This is a genomic window from Planotetraspora thailandica (assembly GCF_016863335.1).
Lineage (GTDB): Bacteria > Actinomycetota > Actinomycetes > Streptosporangiales > Streptosporangiaceae > Planotetraspora > Planotetraspora thailandica.
In genome coordinates this window covers 59,837-83,235 of the sequence record NZ_BOOR01000051.1, presented here as the reverse complement: position 1 = coordinate 83,235, position 23,399 = coordinate 59,837, and the positions used below count along the sequence as shown (strand labels likewise).

The window sequence follows — 23,399 nt, the reverse complement described above, 5'->3', positions numbered from 1 at the left end:
GCGGCATGACGCTGGAGGTCGACGGCAGGGAAGTGAAGATCACCAATCCCGACCGGGTGGTCTTTCCGCAGACCGGGCACACCAAGCGGGATCTGATCGCCTACTACCAAACCGTCGCCGAGGGCGCGCTGCGCGGCGTCGCCGACCGGCCGGTCATCCTGAAGCGATTCGTCCACGGCGCTGACCAGGCCGCCTTCTTCCAGAAGCGGGCGCCCGCCAAACGCCCCGCGTGGGTCGACGTGGTCGAGCTGAGCTATCCCTCCGGCCGCACGGCCGACGAGGTGGTCATCCGCGACCTCGCCCACCTGCTGTGGACGGTCAACCTCGGCTGCGTCGACCTCAACCCCCACCCCGTGCGCGCCGACGACCTCGACCATCCCGACGAGCTGCGCATCGACCTCGACCCGGTGCCCGGGATCGGATGGGACCAGATCGTCCGGGTCGCCCTGGTGGCCAGAGACGTCCTGGAGGAGCACGGGCTGGCCGCCTGGCCCAAGACGTCCGGCTCCCGTGGTTTCCACGTCTACGCGCGCATCGAACCCCGCTGGCCCTTCCGTGACGTACGGCGGGCCGCCGAGGCGGTGGCGCGCGAGGTGGAGCGGCGCGCGCCCGGCATCGCCACCAGTCGCTGGTGGAAGGAGGAGCGCGAAGGGGTCTTCCTGGACTTCAACCAGAACGCGCGCGACAGAACCGTGGCCTCGGCCTACTCGGTGCGCCCCACCGGCCTGGTCTCCGCCCCCCTCCGATGGGACGAGGCCGAGGGATGCGACCCCGAGGCGTTCACACTCGTCACGATGCCCGACCGGTACGGCGAGGCCGGCGACCCGTGGGCGGGCATGGATGAGGAGGAGGGCTCACTCGACGGCCTCCTGGAGCTGGCCGACGGGCAGGAGCCGCGGCCGGCGCCGCCCAAAGGCACCGGACGGCGCACGCCGACCATGCCGGTCATCGAGATCGCCAGAGCCGAGACCAAAGACGAGGCGATGGCCGGGTTCGAACGCTGGAAGGACCGCCACCCCGGGGTCGCGGAACGCCTTCAACCGGCCGACGTGCTGGTCGACTCGATGCGCGGGCGCAGCTCCACCTGGACGCGCATCCGCGTCAACCTCCAGCACGTGCCCGAGGGCGAGCGGCCCGCCCAGGAGCCGCTCGAGGTCGACTACGACCCCTGGCGCGGCCGGTAGACGTCCCACAGCTCCCCGAGGAAGAACCCGCAGAAACGGGCGATCGCCTCCGCGCCGTCCGGCCCCGCCGTACGGAAGGTCGTCAGCATCTTGACCAGGTCGGGCAGCTGGATGTGCAGCGTGCCCGCCGCGAGGACCTTGGCGTCGTCGTCCTGGCCCTCCTCGACGTGGCCTTCCAGCAGCCGGGTGAACAACGTCGAGGTGTCCAGCCACAGCCGCGTCGGCGGCCCGTGGTGCACGTCCTTGGCGCCCGCGAGCGTGCGCGGCCGGTTCTGGTCGTCGTAGAAGTGCAGCCGGTAGCGCATCTCCCTGCGGTCGGGGGAGCCGCCCGCCACGAACAGGTTGAACGTGCCCCGCGCGATGGGGCGCCTGCCTCCGCACATGCCGGTCTCGATCCACCCCTCCGCCCTGGCCTCGTGATCGGGCTCCGACAGGAACCGCTGCACGTCGTCGGCGGTGATCGTGATACGGAACATGAACCGGTCGGTCTCCGACGTGCCCATCCGCGAATGCGGGTCGGTACGGCCGACGCCGAGGGTTCCGCGCATCTCCTCGACGAACCATAACGAGGTGGGGTCGCCGGGGGATCCCGCGTCCCAGGCGGGAGGCACGACCGGGGCAGGAGCGGTGCGCCGCTCCCTGGTCTCCAGGATGCGCGTGGCCATGCGGTCCGACAGCGCGGCGATGGTGAGTGCGGGGTTGGCCCCGACGGGCCCGGGCATGGCGGCGCCGTCGGCGATGTAGAGCCCGGGATGGCCGAAGACCTCGCCGTAGGGGTCGCACACGCCCTCGCCCGGATGGCGGCCCATCGGCGCGCCGCCGAGCGGGTGCACCGTCATGACGCGCTCCCGGCCCCACGACGGGCTGTCGGCGTATTCGGCGCCCAGCACGTCGCCGATCCGCCGCATCGTCGCGCGCACCCGTTCGAAGTAGGCCCCACTCGTCTCGGCCGTCCAGACGACGTCGAGTTTGCCGTCGCGCAGGCGCAGGCTTCCGTCGGGCACGTCGCGGCCCATGCCGAGCAGCGGCAGCGAGCTGCCCGACAGCTCGCCCCTGCCGATGAGTCCCGAGATCTCGGCCGACAGGTTGCTGTCGTGCCGCATCAGGGCGCGCAGCCGATCCATGACGAACCGGGCCGCGCGGCCGAGCTCGCTGCCCATGTCGGCGCCCTCGACCAGGTAGTCGACGAATGCCGGGTAGCCGCCGTCCTCGATGTAGGCGCCCCGGCCCTCCTCGCCGTCGGCCAGCCTGATGGCGCTGGTGATGACCGGGCCCCTGCTCGCGGAGATCGGCCGGGTCCTGGTCCTGTCCGTGGCTCTGAGCAGGAACGACAGCAGGTCGCCGTTGCCCGAATAACGGGATCCGAGCATCGAGCTCAGGCCGGGGAAACGTGTGCGGTTCTTCAGCAGCAGCGACGACGTTCCGTACGTGCCCGCGGCGAGAATCAGGCGGTCGCAGCTGATGGCGTGCGGGCCGGTCCACCGCGGCGCGCCGGGGGAGTCGTCGCCTTCGGGCCTCGGCATGTGCTCGACGTACTCGACGTCGTAGCCGCCGCCAGGCCGGGGCCTGATGCCCCGCACCTCGTGGAGCGTGCGCAGGTCGGCGCCGCTGCGGCGGGCCGCCGCCAGGTAGGTGTGGTCGAGGCTGTTCTTCGCGCCTTCGTTGCAGCCGATGTTGCACTCGCCGCACAACCGGCATGTACGGCGGGGCACGCCGTGCGCGCTGCCGTACTCGGGATCGACGATCGGCAGTCCCAGCCCGGGCTCCTCGCCGGGGGCGGGCGCGAAGCTGACCGCGAGCGGCGGCAGCCGCCAGTCGAGCCCGAGTTCGGCCGCGGCGTCGCGCATCGCGAGCGTCTTCAGGGTGTCGCCGTAGGCCGGCCGCCCCAGCGGGTACGGCGTGGCCCCGATCATGCGCTCGACCACGTCGTAGTGCGGGTCGAGGTCGGCCCGGCTCACCGGCCAGTGCTCGTACCCTCCGCCGGGCACGGCCTCCTCATGGACGAACCAGCTCTCCTCCTTGCGGAGCAGCACGTTCGCGTAGATGAGCGAGCCTCCGCCGAGGCCGCTGGAGACCACCGAGTCGCAGTCGCGGAAGCTCCAGACGTCGAACATGCCGTACAGGCCGGCGTCGGGATCCCAGAACGCCTGGCCCAGTTGCGACGGGCTACGCGGGAAGGACCCCGGCGGGTACGGCCGGCCCCGCTCCAGCACCACGACCGACAGACCCGCCTCGGCCAGCCGGTAGGCCGCCACCGCACCGCCGAACCCCGAGCCGACAATCACCGCGTCGACGTGTTCCATCTATCCGCTTTCCGTTTCGTTCGAGCAAACCGGTGCCGCCCCCCCGGCGGCACCGCCCCCTCTGCGTGTCCTGGTCCGGATCAATGGCGTTTGATGAAGTCCAGGATGTGCGGGAACACGTCCACGTGCGCGTCTTTGCCGATGAGCGGGTCGATGTGCCCATATCCGGGCAGGATCCGGAGCTCATGCAGCCCGGGCGCCGCCCTGGACACCAGCTCGTGGCACACGATGTTGGAGTCGGTGAAGACGTCGTTGTGGTCCCCGGTGATGTACAGGATCGGGGTGGTCACGCCGGCGGCGCCCGTGAGGTAGTCGTCGGGCAGGTCGGCGTGACGGGGATCGGCCGGGTCGAACTTCACGGCCCGGCCCGCCGCCACCATCTTGTGGACGTGGCGGTAGTAGTGCAGGTCGCACGCGCCGTTCAGGTCGGCGAGCCGCTCGTGGACATGGGTCTCCGGGCGCAGGTTCCCGTGCCGGTACATCGCGGGTTTGCCGCTGCCCCACATGAAGCTCTGCATGTGGCAGGCCGGTTCCGCGCACTCCGGATGCATCGCCGACACCGCCTTGGCGAGCAGCCACCTGCGGGTCAGCAACGGCGCGTCCTTGAACCTCGGATCCAGGTACGACAGGCCCGTGCCGTACTCCATCAGCACGGGCCCGAGTGACAGCTTGACCTTGGCCCACGGGTGCACACGCGGCACCAGCCCCACGCTGTTGGCCACCAGGCTCGCTATCCCGTCGACCATGCCGGCGAACAGGCTCATCTGGAACGACACCGACCCGAGGCAGTGGGCCACCACGTGTATCCGCCGCGCCCCCACATGGCGGCGGAGTTCACGCAGTGCTGCCGGGTAGTCGAAGTGGGCGATGTCGTCCAGCGTGTGCCGCCGGGTCTCCACGTTGTACGGAAACCGGTTGCTCATCCGGAAGTCCAGCGCCCACACGTCGTCGTACCCGTTGTCATGCAGGAACCCGACCAGGTTGGTGTGCTCCGGCATGATGAACATGTCGCTCGACGAGGTCAGGCCATGGATGAGCAGGACCACGTCGTCCGGCGACCCCTCGTCCGGACGGTCGGCCCGGCAGTACCGGGTCAGCGTGAGTCCCAGCTCATCCTCGGTGGCGAACGGATGCACCGAGACCTCGGCACCCCGCACGCCGTCAAGCGTGAACCGGGGAATGCGGTGCTCCATGTGATCGACCTCCTTGGCCCAGGAGAACCCTCCCAATACGGCAGGGTCCGGCGGCATCGTGGAAAACCCGTACTTACGGGAAGGGGTCCGTGCGGCCCGTTCAGTGGTGCCGGTTCAGGGCCGCCGGTTCAGGGCCGTGGCCACGCCGACCCGGGACGACACCTCGAGCTTGGTGAAGATGCGCGACAGGTGGGTCTCGATCGTGCGCACGCTGAGGAACAGGCGCTGCGCGATCTGCTGGTTGGTCAGCCCCTCCGCGACGAGCTGGGCCACTTGCAGCTCGCGCGGCGACAGGCCGAGCGCGTCCTGCCCCCGGCCCTGCTGCCCCGGCTGCGAGCCCGACGCGGAACCGCTCACGCGCACGCCGAGACGGCGCAGCTCGCGGTCGGTCTGCGCCTTGAGGCCCCGCGCCCCGCACGCGTCGAACGCGGCGGCGGCCGACCTCAGGCTGTCGCGCGCGAGGGAGCGCTCACCCGCCTCCAGGTGGGCGAGGCCGGCGACGAGCAGAGCCCGCCCGGCGTCGAGGTCGCGCTGCCCCTCCGACAACATCCGGGCGGCCTGCGTCGCGGCGGCGGCCGCGGCGGCGGGATCCTTGCCGCGCAGCGCGTGGGCGCGGGCCAGCGGCACGGTGCCGGAGAACGCGGGCAACCCGGGATCGTCGAGCGCGGCCGCGCGCGCCGCCCACGCCATCGCCCCGGCCTCGTCGCCGCGCGCGGCCGCGGCCTGCGCAAGCACCTCGCACGAGACCATCAGCGTCGCCCGGTCGAGCCGCGGGGAGTCGAACCGGTCGCACGCGTCGAGCACCGCCTCGGCGCCCTCGTCGAGCCGCCCGGAGTTGACGAGCGCCTGCCCCCGGGCGTAGCGGGCGATCGCGCCCCAGACCTCGCCGCCGCCGACGCCGCGGTGCACCGCCTCTTCGCCCGCGAGGATGGCCGCGTCGTCCTCGCCCGCCCACGAAGCGGCCAGGCAGACCTGAGTGAGCGCGAAGACGAGCTGCTGGCCGGAGTCGAGCAGCCGGGCGCCCTCGACCGACTCCTCCGCGGTCGCCCTGGCCTGGGGCAGCCGGCCCATCATCACCAGCGCCCGCGCCTTGCCGGCGAGCAGGTTGGTGAGGATGTAGCTCTGGCCGGTCGCGCGGGCGACCCCGGCCGCCCGGTCGAAGTGCCGCAGGGCGTCGCCGTACCGGCCGAGGTTGATCTCCGCCCAGCACAGCCAGGCGATGGCGTCGAGCCACTCGGCGAGGTGGTCGTCGGGGACGGCGGCGAGCAGCCGGTCGGCGGCCTGGGCGTAGGTCAGGGCGTCGGCGGCCCGTCCCGCCGCGTAGGCCGGCATCGGGCGCAGCGCGGCGACGGCCACGGCGAGCCCGGGCTCCCAGTCGTCGGCCGCGTCCGGCATCAGGTCGAGCACGGCCTGCGCGGCACGGAAGTCGACCCGCATCAGGCTCTCCGCGACCAGCCGCATGCGCAGGGGCACCGCGGCGGCGGCCCGGGGGTTGGGCATGCGGCTCAGCTCGTCGAGGAGGAGGGCGCGGGCCTCCTGCGGCCGGTCGAGCTGGCGCTCCATCAGGGCGCACACGCGTGCGGCGCGGCCACGCCGCGCGTAGTCGTCGTAGGGGAGCAGCCGCAGCAGCTCGCGCGCGGTGTCGCGGCCCTCGGCCAGCCTGCCGCTGACTCCTTGCGCCCAGCTCAGCTCCATGAGCACGGCGAGTCGCTCCTCGCGCGTCGCGAGGTCGTCGGGCATCAGCCGGAGCGCCGCCTGCAGCCAGTGGGCCGAGGTAGAGGGCGCCTGCGCGATCACCGAGCGGGCGGCGGCGAGGAGCACGCCGACCGCATGGGTGTCGCCGAAGGCGCCCGAATGCTGCACGTGATGGGCCTGCACGACGGGCGGCGCGCCGACCTCGGCGAGGTGGGCGGCGATGCGCGCGTGCGCGCCGACGCGCCAGCCCGCCGCCGCGGACTCGTAGGCGGCCCGCCGCACCAGCGGATGCCGGAAACGGAACCGGCCCCCGCGTGCCCGGACGATGTCACGCTCGACCAGTTCGTCGATGGCCCCCAGTGCCGCGTCCTGCGGCACCTCGGCCGCCACGGCGGCGATCGCCGGCTCGAACTCGTCGGCGGAGACGGCGGCGGCCTGCGCGACCCGCTGCGCCGTGGACGACAGGTGTTCCAGCTCCACCCGGAGGACGGCCAGCACGGTCGGCGGCAGCTCGCCCACGTCGGTGTGGTCCATCCGGGCGAGTGCCTCGAGGTAGAAGGGGTTGCCCCCGCTGGCCTCGTACAGCGCCCTGCCCCTGACCCGGCTGATCTCGTCGCCGAGGAACTGCTCGACCTCGGCCTGGCTGAGCGGGCCGACCACGACCTCGTGCCCGCGCTGCCCGGCGGCGCCGACGAGCATGGCCAGGCGGGGCGGGGCCTGCGCCGGGCGGTAGGCCGCGGCCAGCAGGACGGGCCCGGCCGGGGGGTGCCTCACGATGTGGTCGAGGAACTCCATCGAGCCCTCGTCGGCCCAGTGCACGTCGTCGAGGATGAGGACGAGGCCGGTCGTCCCGGCCAGCGTGTCGATCATCTCGCGCAGGGCGCGGAAGAGGCGGTAGCGCGCCAAGCTGCTGCGGTCGGTGATGGGGACCTCGCGGCCCTCTTCGGACGCCAGCGCGGGGAAGACGCCGGCCAGCATCTCCGCCTGTGCCGTCCCGACCGCGCCCACCACGTCGGCGCGCCGGGAGTGGAGGTGGTCGTCGAGCGCGTCGACCAGTGCGCTGTACGGCAGGACCTGCTCGTATTCGGCGGCGCGCCCCCACAGGGTCGTGAAGCCCTCCTGGCCCGCCAGGGTCACCAGCTCCGACAGGAGCCGGGTCTTGCCCGCGCCGGGGTCGCCCACGAGCGTGAGGAACCGGAATCCGTCGCCGATGCCGAGCGCGCCGCGCAGGGCGCCGAGCGCCTCCTGCCGGCCCACCAGGGGGGAGGGGGATCCGTTCACGGGAGCGCCGACTACGGCCGGCGTGGTCGTACGACCGTCCATTCCCACCCCACAGAGCCGGGGAACCGTGCGCGGTCCCGACCGGCGGCACCGACATTCGTTAGTAAACGCACTTTACAGATCATGCTCCCCCCACACCGGACACACAACGCCATTAACCCCCGAGGGAAATTATTCGAAAAGAAACCGGTCAGTTCATCGGTTTCCGGGGTCAGCGGCTCGGCGCAGGGTACGGGGAGCGCGTCCGAGCAGCGTTGTCCGCAGCAGTGTGTGACCAGCCGTGTGAACAAGGTCGTTCGAGCGTTCCCTCGGAGGTGCCAGGTGCCGGAGCCCATCGCCGACGGCTGGGGGAGGCGCACGCCGTACGGGCCTCCGGGTGGAGTGGAACGGCTGGCCGCCGCGTTGCCGGGACGCCTTCGCGACTGCCTGCCGGCGGAGATCGGCCTGGGCAGCCCCTGGCCCGTCCGGGTCGACATCCTGCTGGACGAGGGCGTCACCGAGGCCGACGTCGACATGTGGGTGCAGGGCGTCTCCCCGGTCCACGCCGACGCGCTGGACATCGCCGTCAGCGACGGCCGTGTCGTGGGGCTGCGCGGCAGTGCGGCCGACCGGGCGGGCCACGGCAGGCTCGACCCCGGAGACCGGCACGGCGGGCACGCCGACGCGGGCCGGCTGACCCGCCCCCTGGTCAGGGAGGGCGGCCGGTTGGTCGAAAGCGACTGGCAGACCGCCATGGGCAGGATCGTCTCACGCTCGAAGGAACTGCTCGACCGTCCCGGAGGATGGGGTCGCTTCGGCTTCTACACGGGCGGGCGGCTGCTGCTGGAGGAGCACTACACGCTCGCGGTCATCGCGAGGGCCGGGATCGGCACCCCGCACCTCGACGGCGGCACCCGCATCTGGGCGGCGACGGCGGCCGCGGCGTTCACGGCCAGCTTCGGCGCCGACGGGCAGCCCGGCTCCTACACCGACGTCGACCACTGCGACGCGATCGCGCTGTGGGGCCACGACATGGGCGAGTCCCGCGTGTTGTGGGAGCGCATGCTCGACCGCAGGCTCGGCCCCCGGCCGCCCGCCATGGTGGCGGTCGACCCGGGCGACTCGCGGGCGGCCAAGGAGGCCGACGTGCACCTCGCCGTACGGCCCGGCACCTACGTGGCGCTGGCCGACGCGCTGCTCCACGAGCTGATCGCCGGGAACCGGTACGACCCGGCGTACGTGGACGCCCACACCGTCGGCTTCCCCGAGGTCTGGCGCGTCGTGGAGGCCTACCCTCCCAAGCGCGCGGCCGAGATCTGCGGCGTGAGCGCCGCGCAGATCGAGCAGGCCGCCGAGATCCTCGGCTCGTCGCAGCGCCTAGTGTCGGCGATGTTCCAGAGCTTCTACCGGTCGAACCAGGCGACGGCGGCGGCCTGCCAGGTCAACAACCTCCACCTGCTGCGCGGCATGCTCGGCCGCCCGGGGGCGGGGGTGTTCCAGATGCGGCCGTCGGCGCAGCACGCGCGTGAGACGGGAGTCGGCGGCGACCTGCCGGGGATGCGCAACTGGGACAACCCGCGCCACGTGGAGGAGCTCGCCGAGCTGTGGAACGTCGACCCCGCCGTCGTCCCGCAGGGGCCGCCGACCCACGCCATGCAGATCTTCCGCTACGCCGAGCAGGGGTCGATCGAGCTGCTGTGGATCTCGGCCGCCGATCCCGCCGTCACGCTGCCCCACATCGACCGCGTCCGCAGGACGCTGGAGGGCGCGGACCTGTTCGTCGTCGTGCAGGACACGGTGCTGACCGAGACGGCGCGGCTGGCCGACGTGGTGCTCCCCGCCGCGGGATGGGCGGAGAAACGCGGCACCGTGACCGGCGCCGACCGCACCGTGCACCTGTGCGACAAGGCGGTGGAACCGCCGGGTGAGGCCCGACCCGACCTCGACATCTTCCTCGACTACGCGGGCCGGATGGGCCTGTGCGACCGCGACGGAGCCCCGCTGGTCGGCTGGCACGATCCGGAGTCGGCCTTCGAGGCGTGGAAGGCGTGCTCGAAGGGCCGCCCGTGCGACTACACCGGCATCACCTACGAGCGCCTGCGTGCCGGCGGCGTCCAGTGGCCCTGCACGCCGTCGTCCGGGCACGGGGCCGAGCGCCTGTACGCCGGGGGACGCTTCCCCACCGAATTCGAGCACTGCCAGACCTTCGGCCACGACCTGGCGACGGGAGCCGAGTGGGGGGCCGACCGTTACCGCGCCACCGACCCCCGCGGGCGCGCGTTCCTCCACGCCGCGGAGCACGAGCCGTCGCCCGAGGCGCTCGGCGACGGGGTTCCGCTGTATTGGGACCCGGTCTCCAAACAGCCGGTGTTCAACGTCGCCGCCGTGCCGGCGACCAAAGCCGCCGAAGCCGCGGAGATCGGAGGTGAGCAGGCGGAGGGTGTCGTGTCCCTTGAGGTCTCCCAACGGCTAGAGGAGGTATGAGCGATGCATCTCGCCCACTACCTGCGGCTGCTCCACCGGTCCCAGACCGCGCTGGCCGAGGCTTTCCGCGAGATCAGACGTGGCCATCCTCACGAACCCGATATGTACGGCGTATGCGAGCGCCTGGCCGTACAGTGCGGCGACCACGCGCGGCGGGTGGAACCGTTCGTCCGGCGCTATGAGGCGTGGACGTCGCAGGAGCCGGAACGGCTGCACCGTCCGCTGTTCGCCGGTACCCGGCCCGGAGGCCTCGGGCTCCTGCGCGACCTGCACGACCTGTACCTCCTGGCCACCGAGTGCGACATCGCCTGCACGATGATCGCCCAGGGGGCGCGCGGCACCAGAGACGACGAGCTGCTCGACGTGGTCCGCCGCTGCGGGGGCGAGCTCGCCGTCCAGCTGTCGTGGCTGCGCACCCGGATGAGGCACGCGGCGCCCCAGGCACTGGTCGTCGCGACCTGACCCCGGCTCCGCGAGGTAGCGTGAACGCCGTCCAAGCAAGATCCTTCGAAGGGGGATCAGGGTGGCGGAGGACGGCGCGGAGCCCGCGGTGCCGCTGCGCGGCAACCGGGGATTCCTGATCTTCCTGGTCGTTCAGACGTTGTCGTCCGCCGGCGACTCCTTCTCCCTGGTGGCGCTGCCGCTGCTCGTGCTGCACACCACGGGGTCGGTCACTCAGATGGGCCTCGTGACCGCGCTCGCGGGCGCGGCGGCCATCGTCTCCGGCATGTTCGCCGGGGTGCTGGCCGACCGGGCGGACCGGCGCCGCCTGCTCATCGCCTGCGACGCCCTCCGCGCCGTCCTCTACGCCGTCGTCCCGCTCGCCTGGGTGCTGGCGGGGCCGCAGATGTGGCTGATCTACCTTGTCGTCCCGCTCGGCGCCGCCCTCGGCATGGTCTTCCAGGTGACCTACGTCGCCGTGGTGCCGGCGCTGGTCGACGAGAGCCAGATCATGACGGCCAACAGCCGCCTCTACGGCGCCTACGCCGTGGCAGGAGTCGCCGGGCCCGCCCTGGCCGGGACGGTCTCCGCGCTGACGGGTCCCGCCGGGGCGATCGCCGTCGACGCCGCGACCTTCGCCGTGTCGGCCGCCGGGTTGTGCCTGGTACGGCTGCGCACGCGGGCCTCGTCGCCCTCCGTGCCCGTCGAGAGCCGTACGAGTGTGGTGGGGGGCTTCCTGGCGGGTGTGCGGTTTCTGTGGCGGCACCCGGTGCTGCGCGCCCTGACGGTGCTGTTGTCGGTTCTGACCTTCGTGACGCACGGCATGACCGACGTGGTGATCTACCACCTCAAACACGACCTGGAGCAGCCCGACACCGCGGCCGGATATGTGCTGGCGGTCGCGACCGCCGGGACGCTGGCCGCCGCGCTGCTCGCACCGCGTGTGCGCAGGACGCTGGGTTTCGGCGTCTCGTGGATCGGCGCCTGGGCCGTGTGCGGCGTCGCCGCGGGCGGGATCGGCCTGGCCACGAGTGTGCCCCTGGTGGCGCTGCTGACCTCGGTCTACCTTTTCTGCACGGCCACCGCCGGGATCTCCTCGATGACGCTGCGCCAGGAGGTGACCCCCGACGCTCTGCTCGGCCGGGTCACGTCGGCCTTCTGGACGGTGCACTCGGCGCTCGGGCCGATCGGCGCGGCGGCGCTCACCTTCGCCGCCGGCCGGTGGGGCGTCGCGGTGGCGGCCCCGGCGGCCGGGCTGGTGTGCGTGCTGATCGCCGTGTGCGCGACCCTGACCCCGGTCCGGTCGTCGCGCCCGGAACAACTCAGCGGCGAAGCGACATGATCCTTTGAGGAAAGAAAGATCCCCGCGCCGGACCGGCTCGGGGATCGGGTGAATCATTTCCTGTGGGCGATACTGGGATTGAACCAGTGACCTCTTCCGTGTCAGGGAAGCGCTCTCCCGCTGAGCTAATCGCCCGGGTGCAGTTGCCTGCTTACTACGAGCGGAAGACGGGATTCGAACCCGCGACCCTCACCTTGGCAAGGTGATGCTCTACCACTGAGCCACTTCCGCATTGTCGCGAGATGAATCTCTCGCAACGCCCGCCTAACTCTAGCGGACTCGGCGCGGTGCCGTCGCCATCGCGCCGGGCCGGGACACGGGACGGATCTTGTTCCACGTGATGTCACCGGGATGTCACGGCGGTGGTGCCCCGCCTGTTTACCTTCGGGCAGTCGTGCTTGGAGGTTGGAGATGCGCAGACTGACGGGCGTGCTCGCCGCCGCCCTGATCGCCGGCGTTCCGGCGTTCACCGGTGGGACGGCTTACGCCGACGATTCCCACAGACACGGGGTTCCCCCCGGTTACCAGACGACCGTCCCCGGCGAATCGGTCGAGGCGGACAGGTCCGACCGGACGATCGCACCGGGCATCGTCCTGACCTCGTTCGACACGTTCGGGCGTGCGGGGTGGATGCGGGCCCACGTGCTCAATGCCGACCTGTCGGATTCACGGGTCGACGTCGGGCTCGTCGGCGGCAAGCTGACCGAGACCCAGGCGTTGTCCAAGGCGGCCGACGCTCAAGGCGCGGTCGGGGCGGTCAACGGCGACTACTACGACATCAACCAGACCAACGCCGTCATCGGCCCCCAGGTCAGAGACGGCCAGTTGAGCAAGGCGACCACCCAGGCGGGCACGGTCGCGGCGATCGGCGAGGACCGGGTGGCCCGGCTGGCGAACGCCCTGCTGGAGGGCACCGTCACGGTCGCCGGGACCGCCCGCCCCGTCGCCTCCCTGAACACCGCCTCGATCCCGGCGAACGGGATCTCGGTCTTCACCGACCAGTGGGGCTCCGGCCTGCGCACGCTGATCCCGCACTCGGGCTCCCTCGTCGAGCTCGTGGTGACCGGCGGCGCCGTCAGCGCGGTGAACCAGACAGTCACCACCGCACCGGTGCCGAGCGGCGGGCTCGTGGTCGTCGCCCAGGGCGGCGCGGCCGCGCAACTGGCCGCCGCCAAGGTGGGCGACCCGGTGAGCCTGGACGTCGGCCTGCGGACCGACTCCCCGTCCACGCTGCGCACCGCGCTGGGCAGCGGCGAGGTCCTCGTCAGGAACGGCGAGCCGGTCGACTTCCCGCCGTCCACCGGCAACGACGCGCCGAAGCCCCGCACCGCCATCGGCTGGGCCGACGGAGGCCGGCGCCTCCTCCTCGTGACCGTGGACGGCTCCGCCAACTTCTCGGCCGGCCTCAGCTTCGACGAGACGGCCAGGCTGCTCGTACGGCTCGGCGCACAGGAGGCCTTCATGCTCGACGGGGGAGGCTCGTCCGACATCGTGGCGCGCACGCCCGGCGACGCGGGCGTCAGTGTGGTCAACACGCCTTCGGATGGCGGTGAGCGGCCGATCCCGAGTGGTGTCGGCCTCTTCGCGAAGAAGGGTTCCGGCACGCTGAAGGGCATCGCCGTCAGCACGGCCGCCGACCGCGTCTTCCCCGGCCTGACCCTCGGCGTCTCCGCCGCCGGGCACGACGAGTCGTACGCTCCGGTCGCCTTCGGCCGGAACAAGGTCCACTGGGACGCGGGCCGTCTCGGCACGGTGCGCGACGGCGTGCTGCGCGCCGAGCGCCCGGGGGAGGGGGCCGTCGAGGCGGAGGCGGGCCGGGCGCACGGCAGCGCGGACGTCCGCGTGCTGGGCGACCTCGCCTCCGTGAAGTTCAGCGCCCCCAGCCTGACCCTGGACCCCGGAGGTTCCGGCTCCGTACGGATCACCGGGTTCGATGCCGACGGCTTCGACGCGCCCGTGGCCGCCCGCGACGCCGACCTGTCGTATGACTCGGCCGTGGTCAAGGTGGAGCCCCAGAGTGACGGGTCGCTGAAGGTCACGGGGCTGGCGGCGGCCGACGGCTCCGGTACCGCGATCACGGCGGCCGTCCAGGGCAGGACCGCCCGCCTCCCGGTCGCGGTCGGGCTGAAGCACGTGCCGCTCGCCGAGTTCGGCGCCGCCGAGGGCTGGGGCGTCTCCACGGCCAAGGCCACGGCGTCGGTCGCTGCCGTGAGCGCCGCCGATCGGCCGGACGCGCCTGCGGGCAACCAGGCGGTGCAGCTGACTTACGACTTCCGTGGCACTTCGGGCACCTCCGCCGCGTACGCCGTGGCCAGGCCTGCCCCGATCACGTTGCCGGCCGGCACCAAGCGGCTGGGCCTGTGGGTGTACGGGGACGGCAAGAGGCACTGGCTGCGGGCCACGTTGCGGTCGCAGGGGACGACGAACGTGCCCTTCACCTTCGCCTCCGTCGTGGACTGGACGGGCTGGAAGTGGGTCGAGGGCGCGCTGCCGGCGGGCTTCTCCGAGCCGATCACGCTCACCAACGTCTACATCGTCGAGACGTCCGACCTGGCCAAGGACGCCGGGCAGCTGAAGTTCGACGCCCTCACCGCGCTGGTCGGCCAGGACCTGTCCGCGGACGTCCCCGTCGAGCCGGATCCCTTCGTCCTGGAGCAGGACGACATCGCCGGCCGGCGGTGGCGTTTCGCGATCATGTCGGACCTGCACGTCGGCAGTGCGGGAGGTCCGGCGTCGTTCGCCGCGCAGCAGGCCGCCGAGGCGCTGAAGCAGGCGGTCGCCGCCAAGCCGGACTTCATCGTGATAAATGGCGACTTCGTGGACAACAATGCGCCGGCCGACTTCGCGCTGGCGCAGCAGATCCTCGCGGCGAACGTGCCGGCGAGTCTCCCGGTGTACTGGACCCCGGGCAACCACGAGTCGGGGGCCACGGCCACGGGCACGCTCGACAACTTCCTCGCCACCGGCCGGCCGGCGCACCAGGTCTTCGACCACAAGGGCACCCGCTTCATCCTGCTCAACACCACCCTGGGCGGTCTGCGGGCTTCGGACTGGTCGCAGGTGCCGCTGCTCCAGCAGGAGCTGGCGAAGGCGACGAAGGACCGTTCGGTGGAGTCGGTGGTGGTCGTCTTCCACCATCCGCTGCACGACCCGAGCGGCGCCGGCGCCTCGCAGTTCTCCGACCAGATGGAGGCGGGCCTGGTGGAGCAATGGCTGGCGGACTTCCGCGAGACCTCCGGCAAGCCGGTCGCGCTGTTCACCGGGCACGCCCACACGGCCGCCGCGGGCCGGGCGGACGGCGTCCTCGAGGTGACCACCCCGTCGGTGGGCAAGACGCCGTACAGCTCCGCCGACAAGGGCGGGTTCTTCGGCTGGGACCTGGTCGACGTCGACGCCACACCCGGCAGGATCCGGCCGGGCCTGCCGAGCCCGGACACCCGCGACTGGCTGACCGCCCGGGTGAACCCGCTGTTCGACAAGGTGTCGCTGGCGGCCCCCGGCTCGCTGGCGGCGGGCGCGACGGCGGAGGTGTCGGCCACCGGGACCACCACAGGGTTCGGCCTGACGTTCCCGCTGCGTTATCCGGCCAGCGTGACCTGGAGCGGAGACCGCGGACTCGCCGTCGTCGCGTCGGCCGCGCAGGTCGCGGCGGCGGGGCGGCGCCACGGCGTCGCCGCCGTGCTCGACCTCTCCACCGGCAGGCTGACCGCCGTACGGCAGGGGCAGGCGACGATCACCGTGTCCTCCGGCGATCAGTCGGCGTCGGCGACCGTCAGCGTGACCGCCTCCCGCTGAACGACCGGGCCCGGGGCACTCGCCGTCCCGGGCCCCGGTCGTCTCGGCCGTCCGGGTGGAAGACTGGAGCCATGGCTCATTCGGACACCCATGTGCACGAGTCTGACCCGGCCTGCGCCGTGGCCCACGGGGAGGCGGCCCCGCCGCAGGGCGACCGCGTCCTCGTGGCCGTCTTCGCGTCGCCGGTGGCCGGCTATCTGCTGCGGTATGGGGCCGATCTCGGCTATCGCGGCATCCTCCTGGAGCCCGACCTCGATCTCGCCGAGAAGGTGCGTGCGGAAGAGCCCGCCTTCGAGGTAACGGGCAGCCCGCCGGCCGGCCTGGACGGCACCGCGGACGTCGTCGTCACCGACCACCACCGCTCCGAGCTCGGACCCGTGCTGCGCGACCTGCTCGCCTACCCGCCCCGGTGGATCGGGGTGATGGGCAAGCCGTACCACCCGGCGCCGCACGAGGTGGCGCTGGCCGAGCTGGGGGTGCCGCCCGAGACCGTCGCGCGGGTCCACCGGCCGATCGGCCTCAACATCGGGTCCCGCACTCCGCCGGAGATCGCCGTCGCCACGCTCGCCGGCCTGATCGCCGACAGGAACGGCCGGCCGGGCGGCTTCGCGTTCTGACGGGCCGCAGGGCCCCTCCCGTTGACCCCGCCGCCGGCGCGTGCGCAGGATCGAGGCGAGAGCGGACGAGAGAGGGTGATCCCATGGCGAAGGTGCTGATCATCACCGGCGACGCGGCGGAAGATCTCGAGGTGATGTACCCCTACCAGCGGCTCCTCGAGGAGGGGTACGAGGTCGACATCGCAGCGCCGTCGACCAAGAAGCTTCAGTTCGTCGTGCACGACTTCGTCGACGGCTTCGACACCTACACCGAGAAGCCGGGCCACGCGTGGCCGTCCGACGTCGCCTTCGCCGATGTGCGGGCGGCCGACTACGACGCGCTGGTCGTGCCCGGCGGTCGTGCCCCGGAGTACATCAGGAACGACCGGGACTGCCAGGAGATCGTGCGGCACTTCGCCGACGCCGGCAAGCCGATCGCGGCGCTCTGCCACGGTCCACTTGTCCTTGCGGCGGCGGGCGTGCTCAAAGGCCGCGAGAGCAGCGCGTACCCGGCCTGCGCGCCCGACGTAGAGCAGGCGGGCGGCACGTGGGTCGACAGCGAGGCGCACGTCGACGGCAACCTCGTGACAGGCCGGGCCTGGCCCGACCACCCGGCGTGGATGCGGGCGTTCCTCAGGGTGCTGCGCTCCGCCGTACCGGCCTCCTGAGAGGCATCTCACAGAGAGAGCCCGCCCCTTCCTGGCGGGCTTTTTCTGTGTCAGGAACCCCTTAGAGACTGATCCTGCCCGAAAACGGGCAAGAAACTTGATAGTCGGCATCCGTACTGCGTTAAGGTCCTGGTCTGTGTCCACGGCACGGCATCCCTTCGAGGACCTGATCGGCCATCTCACCAGGACGACCATGCTCGGCCCCGGTGAGGCGGCGCGTGTGGTCGCCGACGTCCTGGCGTACTTCGGCGAGCCCGTCGACGAGTACGTCAGGCGGCGTCACGGCGAGCTCAAGGCGAAGGGACTGACCAACGACGAGATCTTCCCGAGAATCTCCGCCGAGCTGTCAGGAAGGCGTGTCGCGGCGCCGGAGCTGTCCCTCCGCCAGCTCCGAAGGATCGTCTACGGATAGGGAGCGAATATGTGCGGAATCGTCGCTTATGTCGGGTCACAGGACGCGGCGCCCATCCTGCTCGAAGGGCTCCAGCGCCTGGAATACCGCGGCTATGACTCCGCAGGCCTCGCCATCGTCAACGCCAAGAGCCTGCGCACGCGCAAGGTCAAGGGCAGGGTGGCCGACCTGGCGGCAGCCGTACCGGCACGATTCAAGGGGACCACGGGCATCGGCCACACCCGCTGGGCCACGCACGGAGTTCCGAGCGACGTCAACGCGCACCCGCACCTCGACGGACAGCAGCGCATCGCCGTCGTGCACAACGGCATCATCGAGAACGCCGACGAGCTGCGCCGTCACCTCGAGGCCGACGGCGTCGTCTTCGACAGCGAGACCGACACCGAGGTGCTCGCGCACCTGATCGGCAGCACCGTCAAGGACACCGAGACCCTGGAGGAGGCGGTCCGCAGGGCGCTCAAGAGCGTCGTCGGCACGTACGGCATCGCCGTCGTCGACGCCCAGCGTCCCGGCGAGATCGTGGTCGCCCGCAACGGCAGCCCGATCGTCCTCGGCATCGGCGAGAAGGAGATGTTCGCCGCCTCCGACGTCTCCGCCCTGATCCGCTACACCCGTCAGGTCGTGCACCTGGAGGACGGCGAGCTCGCGGTCCTGAAGGCCGACGGATTCAACACCTTCACCAGCGACGCCAGGGAGACGGCGAAGGAGCCGTTCACCGTCGACTGGGAGGCCGGGCACTACGACAACGGCGGTTACGAGCACTACCTGCTCAAGGAGATCTCCGAGCAGCCCGACACCGTCGCCCGCACCCTGCGCGGGCGCATCGACGACCGTTTTCATATCGCCCACCTCGGCGGGCTCAACATGGACCCGCGGGAGACCCGCTCGTTCCGCCGCGTGAAGATCATCGGCTGCGGGTCCGCGTACTACTCCGGCCAGATCGGGGCGCAGCTCATCGAGGAGCTGGCCCGCATCCCCGCCGACGCGGAGCCGGCGTCGGAGTTCCGCTACCGCAGCCCGGTCGTCGAGCCGGACACCCTCTACATCGCGATCAGCCAGTCGGGGGAGACCTACGACACGCTCGCGGCCGTACAGGAGCTCAAGCGCAAGGGCGGCCGCGTGCTCGGCATCGTCAACACGGTGGGCAGCGCGATCGCCCGCGAGTGCGACGGCGGCGTCTACCTGCACGCGGGGCCGGAGGTGTCGGTCGCCTCGACCAAGGCGTTCACCTCGACGGCGGTCGCGTTCGCGCTGATCGCCCTGCACCTCGGCAGGGTCAGGGACCTGTCCCCGGCCGACGGCCGGCGGATCTGCGAGGGCCTCAAGCGGCTGCCCGAGCAGATCAAGGAGATCCTCACCCAGGAGGAGCACATCCGCACGCTGGCGATCAAGTACGCCGAGGCTCCCGGAATGATGTTCGTCGGCCGGGTCCGGGGCTACCCGGTCGCCCGCGAGGGCGCGCAGAAGCTCAAGGAGATCTCCTACGTCCACGCCGAGGCCTACCCCGCGAGCGAGCTCAAGCACGGCCCCCTCGCGCTGATCAGCCCCGAGCTGCCGACCGTGGCGGTCGTGCCCGACGACGAGCTGCTCGACAAGAACCTCACCACTCTGGGGGAGATCCGGGCCCGCCAGGGACGCATCCTCATGGTGGGGCACCGCACCGCCGAGGCCGCCGACGACTGCATCGTGGTCCCCAAGAACGAGACCGAACTCGACCCCATCCTGCTGACCATCCCGCTCCAGATCTTCGCCTACCACGCGGCCGTGGCCCTCGGCCGTGACGTCGACAGGCCGAGGAACCTGGCCAAGAGCGTCACGGTCGAGTGAGCATGGTCGCGGAATATAGTCACATGGTGTGATTGGTCGTATTCTGTCGGTATAAGTCCTGGGGGGAGGACGCCGACGTGCGACGCCGTACGGTCCTGGCGCTGGGGGCGGGGGTGCTGGCCCTCGCGGCGGGATGTGGCACCGGCGACCCGCCGATCCAGCGCGAGATCGACTTTGTCGTTCCCGGGCCGTCGGGAGGGCGCAGCGAGAGGATCGCCCGCCTGATGAAGGCGGTCATCGAGCGGCGCGGGTGGGCGCGCACGGTCGGCATCAGCAGCCAGCCGGGCGGTGGCGGGGCGCTCGCCATCTCCCGGTTCTTCGCGGGCGGCCGCCAGAGCGACCTGATGGTCGCCGACCCCGCGCTGGTGGCCGTCGCGGCGATGGACAGGACCAGGCCCCTCGCCTCCGGCACCTGGCCTCTCGCCAGGCTGGCCGGGCAGTGGGAGGTTCTGGTCGCCGCCCCCGGCTCACGGTTCCGGACTTTTGAGGATTTCGCCACAGCCCTGTTGCGGGATCCCTCCGGACCCAAGGTGGGCGGCGGAGTCGCCGGAGGCGCCGACCACCTCCTGTACGGCCTGACCGCCCAGGGGCTGGGCGCCGACGTCCGGTTGCTCGACTACACGGCCTTCGCCGACTGCGCCCAGGCCGTCGCGGCGGTCCTCGACGGCAGGATGGCCCTCGGGTTCGGCGCCCAGCAGGATGTGGCCCGCCACGTCGCAGCCGGGCGGCTGCGGCCGCTCGCCGTGTCGTCCTCCGAGCGGCTCCCCGGCGTGGACGCCCCCACGTTCATCGAGGCCGGGGTCAGCCTTGTCTACGCCAACTGGTGGGGCCTGCTCGGCTCCCGCCGCCTCGACGACTCCCAGCGTGACGCCCTGCTCGACCTGTGCCGGTCAGTGGGCGAGTCGGCCGTCTGGAGTCAGGCCTGCACGGCCCAGGGATGGGCCCCGATGTACCTGGCCGGAGAAGATTTCCGCCAGTGGCTCACCGCCGAATCCGCCCGCACCAAGCAAGTCCTCACAGGCCTCGGCCTCCTCTAGCCCCCTCCCAACCCGTAGCCCCCCTCAACCTGTAACCCCCTCAACCTGTAACCCCCTCAACCTGGCCGTGATCATGCAGAAGTTCGAGGATCGGCCGTCTGACGTGCGCCGATGTGGTTGGTGATCATGCAGAAGTTCGGGGATTTGGGCCCTGAGCTGCGTAAACCCGTTGCGTGATCATGCAGTAGTTCGAAGAGTGTGCGCCTGGCCTGGGCGAGCGCCGTACGTGATCATGCGCGAGCCTTGGGACTGCATGATCAGGTACGGCTTTCGCCCTGGTGGGCCGTCATGTGGGCGAACTTCTGCATGATCACGAATGGTATTCGCGCGGGTCGTTCGAGGTACGAGCGAACTTCTGCATGATCACGCAACGGGTTTGCGCAGGTCGTGCGTGGTCCTCCCGAACTTCTGCATGATCACGCCCAAGGGGGAGGGGGCGGGGAGGGGGACGGGAGAGGGGGTGAGGGGGCCGTACCTTAGAGGGGCTGAGAGCCGACCGTGACGGTGCTCTCGGGCGCAGGAAGAACCAGGACGAGGACGAGGGGAGGTGCGCTCTCCTGTCCGTCGCATGGAACTGGGGCACGCTGGCGGCCGCCGTGGTCGGCGCCGTCGTCGCCGTCGAGCTGGTCAGGCGGGTGCTGAAATCGCGGCTGGTCGGGGACCGATGGTCGCTCGCCGGCCCTGTCGTCCGCCGGTGCACGTGGCCGGGGTTCGCCTCGGCCGTCCTCGCCGCCGCCAACGCCGTCTACACGCCTGACATGACCGGCCCCCGGGCGGACGGCGTGCTCCGGCACGGCTTCACCCTGCTCCTGATCCTCTGCGTGACCTGGCTGGTGATCCAGGCGGCCTACGCGGTGACCGACGTGGTCCTCGATCACCTGACGAAGGTCGAGGGCGACGCCAACCGGAGGGCGAGGCGGATCCGCACCCAGATCACCCTCGTCCGCCGGATCTCTGCGGCCGTGGTGGTGGTCGTCGCGCTCGGCGCGATGTTGTTCACCTTCCCCGAGGTCCGGGCGCTCGGCGCGGGGCTGCTGGCCTCCGCCGGCATCGCGGGCGTGGTCGCCGGCATCGCGGCCCAGTCGACGCTGGGCAACATGGTGGCCGGGCTCCAACTCGCCTTCAGCGACGCCATACGGCTGGACGACGTGGTCGTGGTCGAGAACGAGTGGGGCAGGATCGAGGAGCTGACCCTCACCTACGTCTCCCTGCGGTTGTGGGACGAGCGTCGCCTGATCCTCCCGGTGTCGTACTTCACCACCAACCCGTTCGAGAACTGGACGCGCCACGAGAGCCGCATCCTCGGCAGTGTCTACCTGCGCGTCGACTGGGCCGTGCCGATCGAGGAGATGCGTGCCGAGCTCTATCGCGTGCTGCGGGACAACCCGCTCTGGGACCAGAAGGACTGGACGCTCCAGGTGACTGACATCACGCCGGGCGGCCTGGTCGAGCTGCGCGCGCTGATGAGCGCGGCCGACTCGGCGAGCGCGTGGGACCTGCGGTGCGACGTGCGCGAGCACCTGGTGACGTTCGTACGGGAGAAATACCCGGAGACGATCCCACGGCTGCGCGTGGAGTCGCTGGACAGGTCATGACGTGTTCGACGGGCGCAGCACCCGGGTGCCGCCGGCGATGAGGGCGGTGGCCAGCACCCAGCCCGCCACGACGATGCCGTTGGCCAGCCACTGCGTCCAGCCGACCGGCTCCCACGCGCCGCGCTGCTCGAACACGCTCACGGGCGCGAGCAGGTCCACGGTGTAGGTGAAGGCGTTGAAGTGACGGGTCTCGTCGAGAGAGATCTTGGCCGGCTGCCAGTGGGAGAAGACTCCGGTGCCCGCGGCGAGGAGCAGGACGGCCCACAGCGCGGCGAGCCAGGGGCGGTAGCCGTACCCGACGACGAGGTCGAGCAGCCGCCCCCACAACCGCCCGGGCAGTTTGAGCGTCCTGCGCCGGGCCCGTTGTTTGGCCAGCAGCACCCGCCGGGCGTCCGTCTCGTGCCCGATCCTGCGGTAGTAGGCCGCCAACTGCTCGTACGGCTGGGGCCGGTATCCCTCGGGGTCGCGGCTGACCCATGAGAGCCGGTCGGCCAGTACGGCGAGGCCGCGCAGGGACTCGTAGGTCGTGCCGTTGAGGTGCACGTGCCGGGGATAGCCGTCCGGGCGGTCGAGCAGGACGCCGATGCGGGAGAAGGCCAGGTTGACATCTCCCTCGATCGACTCGGGCGTGAGGATCAGCTCGTCGACCTGCATGTGGCTCAGATGGAGGGCCCGTCCCGGCGCTTTGACCACGGCCCGGTCGAAGGACAGCACCCCCGAGATGCGTGCGCCGCGCAGCCGTACCGTCCCGGACGCGGTGAAGCCGGCGCCGAGTTCGGCGGCGGTGGCCTGCATGTGGTCGGCGTAGACGGCGTGGGAGCCGGGGGCCGCGATCTCGGCGCCTTCCAGGTAGAGCCCGCTGTTGAAGTGGGCTCCGATGAATCGCAGCCCGCCGGTCGTGTGGAGGCGGCGCAGGAAGGCGCCTCCGTCCACGGTCAGGCCGCCCGCCCAGACGGCCACCGAGGTCTGGGCCACCGGCTCGCCGTGCCGTGGCTCGGTGTAGGACGGGCCCCAACCGGCCAGGTCGTGCTTCCTTTCGGCGGTGCGGACGACGGGCGATCCGACGCTGGCGCGGGTGAGCCTGAGCTGGCCGGTGATGTGGGCGTTGTCCAGGCGCACTCCCTCGGTGATCGTGGATCCGTCGAGGTCGAGCAGGCCGTCGACCGTGGTGCGGCCCGCGCGTAAGCGCCTGATGTGGCAGTTGCGGAGGCGCAGCCCCCGGGTGCGGGCGTCGTTGAGGGAGACGATCCCCATGTGGCATCGCAGCAGGTGGAGCCGGGCGGTGATCGTGGCGTCGGCGAGGTTGAGTTCACCGACGATGCGGGCACCGGCGAGCCGTATGCCGGGCACCTGGCCGGGTTTGTCCTCGCTGCCGATCAGCAGGGAGGCGAGCACCTCCGCGCGGACCGATCGCTCGGGGCCCCAGGTGTGGCCCTCGGCGGGGTCGTCGTCGGGGCTGACGCGCAGGTCGACGGGGGCCCCGGTGGCGTAGGACTCCCATACCTTCCGCTCAGCCGCGTTGAGCCGCCAGAAAGGCCGTGATCTTCCCACATGCCGGACTCTATCG

The 23,399-nt window shown here is 71.6% G+C and carries 15 protein-coding genes and 2 tRNA genes; 11 read left to right on the top strand and 6 right to left on the bottom strand.

What is annotated here, in order from left to right:
• Nucleotides 1-5 precede the first annotated feature (5 nt).
• Nucleotides 6-1,184, top strand: a complete 1,179-nt coding sequence (locus tag Pth03_RS28855; RefSeq protein WP_203947553.1) for a DNA polymerase domain-containing protein — start codon at nucleotides 6-8, stop codon at nucleotides 1,182-1,184.
• Here the strand turns inward: Pth03_RS28855 and Pth03_RS28850 are convergent.
• From Pth03_RS28850 to Pth03_RS28840, 3 genes are all read right to left on the bottom strand, one after another.
• Nucleotides 1,160-3,487 (bottom strand): FAD-dependent oxidoreductase, encoded by a 2,328-nt coding sequence (locus Pth03_RS28850; protein WP_203947552.1) that lies wholly within the window; start codon nucleotides 3,485-3,487, stop codon nucleotides 1,160-1,162. The genes Pth03_RS28855 and Pth03_RS28850 overlap by 25 nt on opposite strands.
• An 80-nt stretch (nucleotides 3,488-3,567) precedes the next feature.
• Nucleotides 3,568-4,680, bottom strand: coding sequence for an alpha/beta fold hydrolase (locus Pth03_RS28845; protein ID WP_203947551.1), 1,113 nt, complete (start codon nucleotides 4,678-4,680; stop codon nucleotides 3,568-3,570).
• Between the two features lie 114 nt (nucleotides 4,681-4,794).
• Entirely contained in the window at nucleotides 4,795-7,698 is a 2,904-nt protein-coding gene (locus Pth03_RS28840) for a helix-turn-helix transcriptional regulator (RefSeq protein WP_203947550.1), read from the bottom strand.
• A 279-nt stretch (nucleotides 7,699-7,977) separates the two neighbouring features.
• On the opposite strand from Pth03_RS28840, the gene Pth03_RS28835 reads away from it, so the two are divergent.
• The 3 genes from Pth03_RS28835 (at nucleotide 7,978) to Pth03_RS28825 (ending at nucleotide 11,902) form a co-directional block, all read left to right on the top strand.
• A complete protein-coding gene (locus Pth03_RS28835) occupies nucleotides 7,978-10,119 on the top strand; it encodes a molybdopterin-dependent oxidoreductase (RefSeq protein ID WP_239119447.1) in 2,142 nt (713 codons plus the stop codon).
• Between the two features lie 3 nt (nucleotides 10,120-10,122).
• A complete protein-coding gene (locus tag Pth03_RS28830) occupies nucleotides 10,123-10,581 on the top strand; it encodes a hypothetical protein (protein ID WP_203947549.1) in 459 nt (152 codons plus the stop codon).
• A 61-nt stretch (nucleotides 10,582-10,642) separates the two neighbouring features.
• A complete protein-coding gene (locus tag Pth03_RS28825) occupies nucleotides 10,643-11,902 on the top strand; it encodes an MFS transporter (protein WP_203947548.1) in 1,260 nt (419 codons plus the stop codon).
• A 63-nt stretch (nucleotides 11,903-11,965) separates the two neighbouring features.
• Here the strand turns inward: Pth03_RS28825 and Pth03_RS28820 are convergent.
• Together Pth03_RS28820 and Pth03_RS28815 are read right to left on the bottom strand one after the other, a co-directional pair.
• Nucleotides 11,966-12,037 (bottom strand) — tRNA-Val (locus tag Pth03_RS28820).
• 24 nt (nucleotides 12,038-12,061) lie between these two features.
• A tRNA-Gly gene (locus Pth03_RS28815) sits at nucleotides 12,062-12,133 on the bottom strand.
• Between the two features lie 180 nt (nucleotides 12,134-12,313).
• Here Pth03_RS28815 and Pth03_RS28810 point away from each other — a divergent pair.
• The 7 genes from Pth03_RS28810 to Pth03_RS28780 all read left to right on the top strand — a co-directional run bounded on the left by Pth03_RS28810 (nucleotide 12,314) and on the right by Pth03_RS28780 (nucleotide 21,832).
• Nucleotides 12,314-15,697 (top strand): phosphodiester glycosidase family protein, encoded by a 3,384-nt coding sequence (locus Pth03_RS28810; RefSeq protein ID WP_203947547.1) that lies wholly within the window; start codon nucleotides 12,314-12,316, stop codon nucleotides 15,695-15,697.
• Nucleotides 15,698-15,768: 71 nt separating this feature from the next.
• Nucleotides 15,769-16,314, top strand: coding sequence for an XdhC family protein (locus Pth03_RS28805; RefSeq protein WP_203947546.1), 546 nt, complete (start codon nucleotides 15,769-15,771; stop codon nucleotides 16,312-16,314).
• 83 nt (nucleotides 16,315-16,397) lie between these two features.
• Nucleotides 16,398-16,961 carry a DJ-1/PfpI family protein gene (locus Pth03_RS28800; protein WP_203947545.1) on the top strand — a complete coding sequence of 188 codons (564 nt, stop codon included), beginning with the start codon at nucleotides 16,398-16,400 and terminating at the stop codon, nucleotides 16,959-16,961.
• 136 nt (nucleotides 16,962-17,097) lie between these two features.
• Nucleotides 17,098-17,373, top strand: coding sequence for a hypothetical protein (locus Pth03_RS28795; RefSeq protein WP_239119446.1), 276 nt, complete (start codon nucleotides 17,098-17,100; stop codon nucleotides 17,371-17,373).
• Nucleotides 17,374-17,382: 9 nt separating this feature from the next.
• Nucleotides 17,383-19,200: a glutamine--fructose-6-phosphate transaminase (isomerizing) gene (glmS, locus tag Pth03_RS28790; RefSeq protein ID WP_203947544.1), complete on the top strand. Its 1,818-nt coding sequence runs from the start codon at nucleotides 17,383-17,385 to the stop codon at nucleotides 19,198-19,200.
• A gap of 77 nt (nucleotides 19,201-19,277) precedes the next feature.
• Nucleotides 19,278-20,237 (top strand): Bug family tripartite tricarboxylate transporter substrate binding protein, encoded by a 960-nt coding sequence (locus Pth03_RS28785; protein WP_203947543.1) that lies wholly within the window; start codon nucleotides 19,278-19,280, stop codon nucleotides 20,235-20,237.
• A 596-nt stretch (nucleotides 20,238-20,833) separates the two neighbouring features.
• Entirely contained in the window at nucleotides 20,834-21,832 is a 999-nt protein-coding gene (locus tag Pth03_RS28780; RefSeq protein WP_239119445.1) for a mechanosensitive ion channel family protein, read from the top strand.
• Here Pth03_RS28780 and Pth03_RS28775 read toward each other — a convergent pair.
• Nucleotides 21,827-23,383 (bottom strand): hypothetical protein, encoded by a 1,557-nt coding sequence (locus Pth03_RS28775; RefSeq protein WP_203947542.1) that lies wholly within the window; start codon nucleotides 23,381-23,383, stop codon nucleotides 21,827-21,829. The two genes, Pth03_RS28780 and Pth03_RS28775, sit on opposite strands and share 6 nt — an antisense overlap.
• Nucleotides 23,384-23,399: the final 16 nt, after the last annotated feature.

What these genes read in the sequence shown, in the direction of transcription:
- Pth03_RS28840 (WP_203947550.1), bottom strand. Translation starts at nt 7,698, where the DNA reads ATGGACGGTCGTACGACCACGCCGGCCGTAGTCGGCGCTCCCGTGAAC.
- Pth03_RS28850 (WP_203947552.1), bottom strand. Translation starts at nt 3,487, where the DNA reads ATGGAACACGTCGACGCGGTGATTGTCGGCTCGGGGTTCGGCGGTGCG.
- Pth03_RS28805 (WP_203947546.1), top strand. Translation starts at nt 15,769, where the DNA reads ATGGCTCATTCGGACACCCATGTGCACGAGTCTGACCCGGCCTGCGCC.
- Pth03_RS28810 (WP_203947547.1), top strand. Translation starts at nt 12,314, where the DNA reads ATGCGCAGACTGACGGGCGTGCTCGCCGCCGCCCTGATCGCCGGCGTT.
- Pth03_RS28830 (WP_203947549.1), top strand. Translation starts at nt 10,123, where the DNA reads ATGCATCTCGCCCACTACCTGCGGCTGCTCCACCGGTCCCAGACCGCG.
- glmS (WP_203947544.1), top strand. Translation starts at nt 17,383, where the DNA reads ATGTGCGGAATCGTCGCTTATGTCGGGTCACAGGACGCGGCGCCCATC.
- Pth03_RS28845 (WP_203947551.1), bottom strand. Translation starts at nt 4,680, where the DNA reads ATGGAGCACCGCATTCCCCGGTTCACGCTTGACGGCGTGCGGGGTGCC.
- Pth03_RS28855 (WP_203947553.1), top strand. Translation starts at nt 6, where the DNA reads ATGACGCTGGAGGTCGACGGCAGGGAAGTGAAGATCACCAATCCCGAC.
- Pth03_RS28800 (WP_203947545.1), top strand. Translation starts at nt 16,398, where the DNA reads ATGGCGAAGGTGCTGATCATCACCGGCGACGCGGCGGAAGATCTCGAG.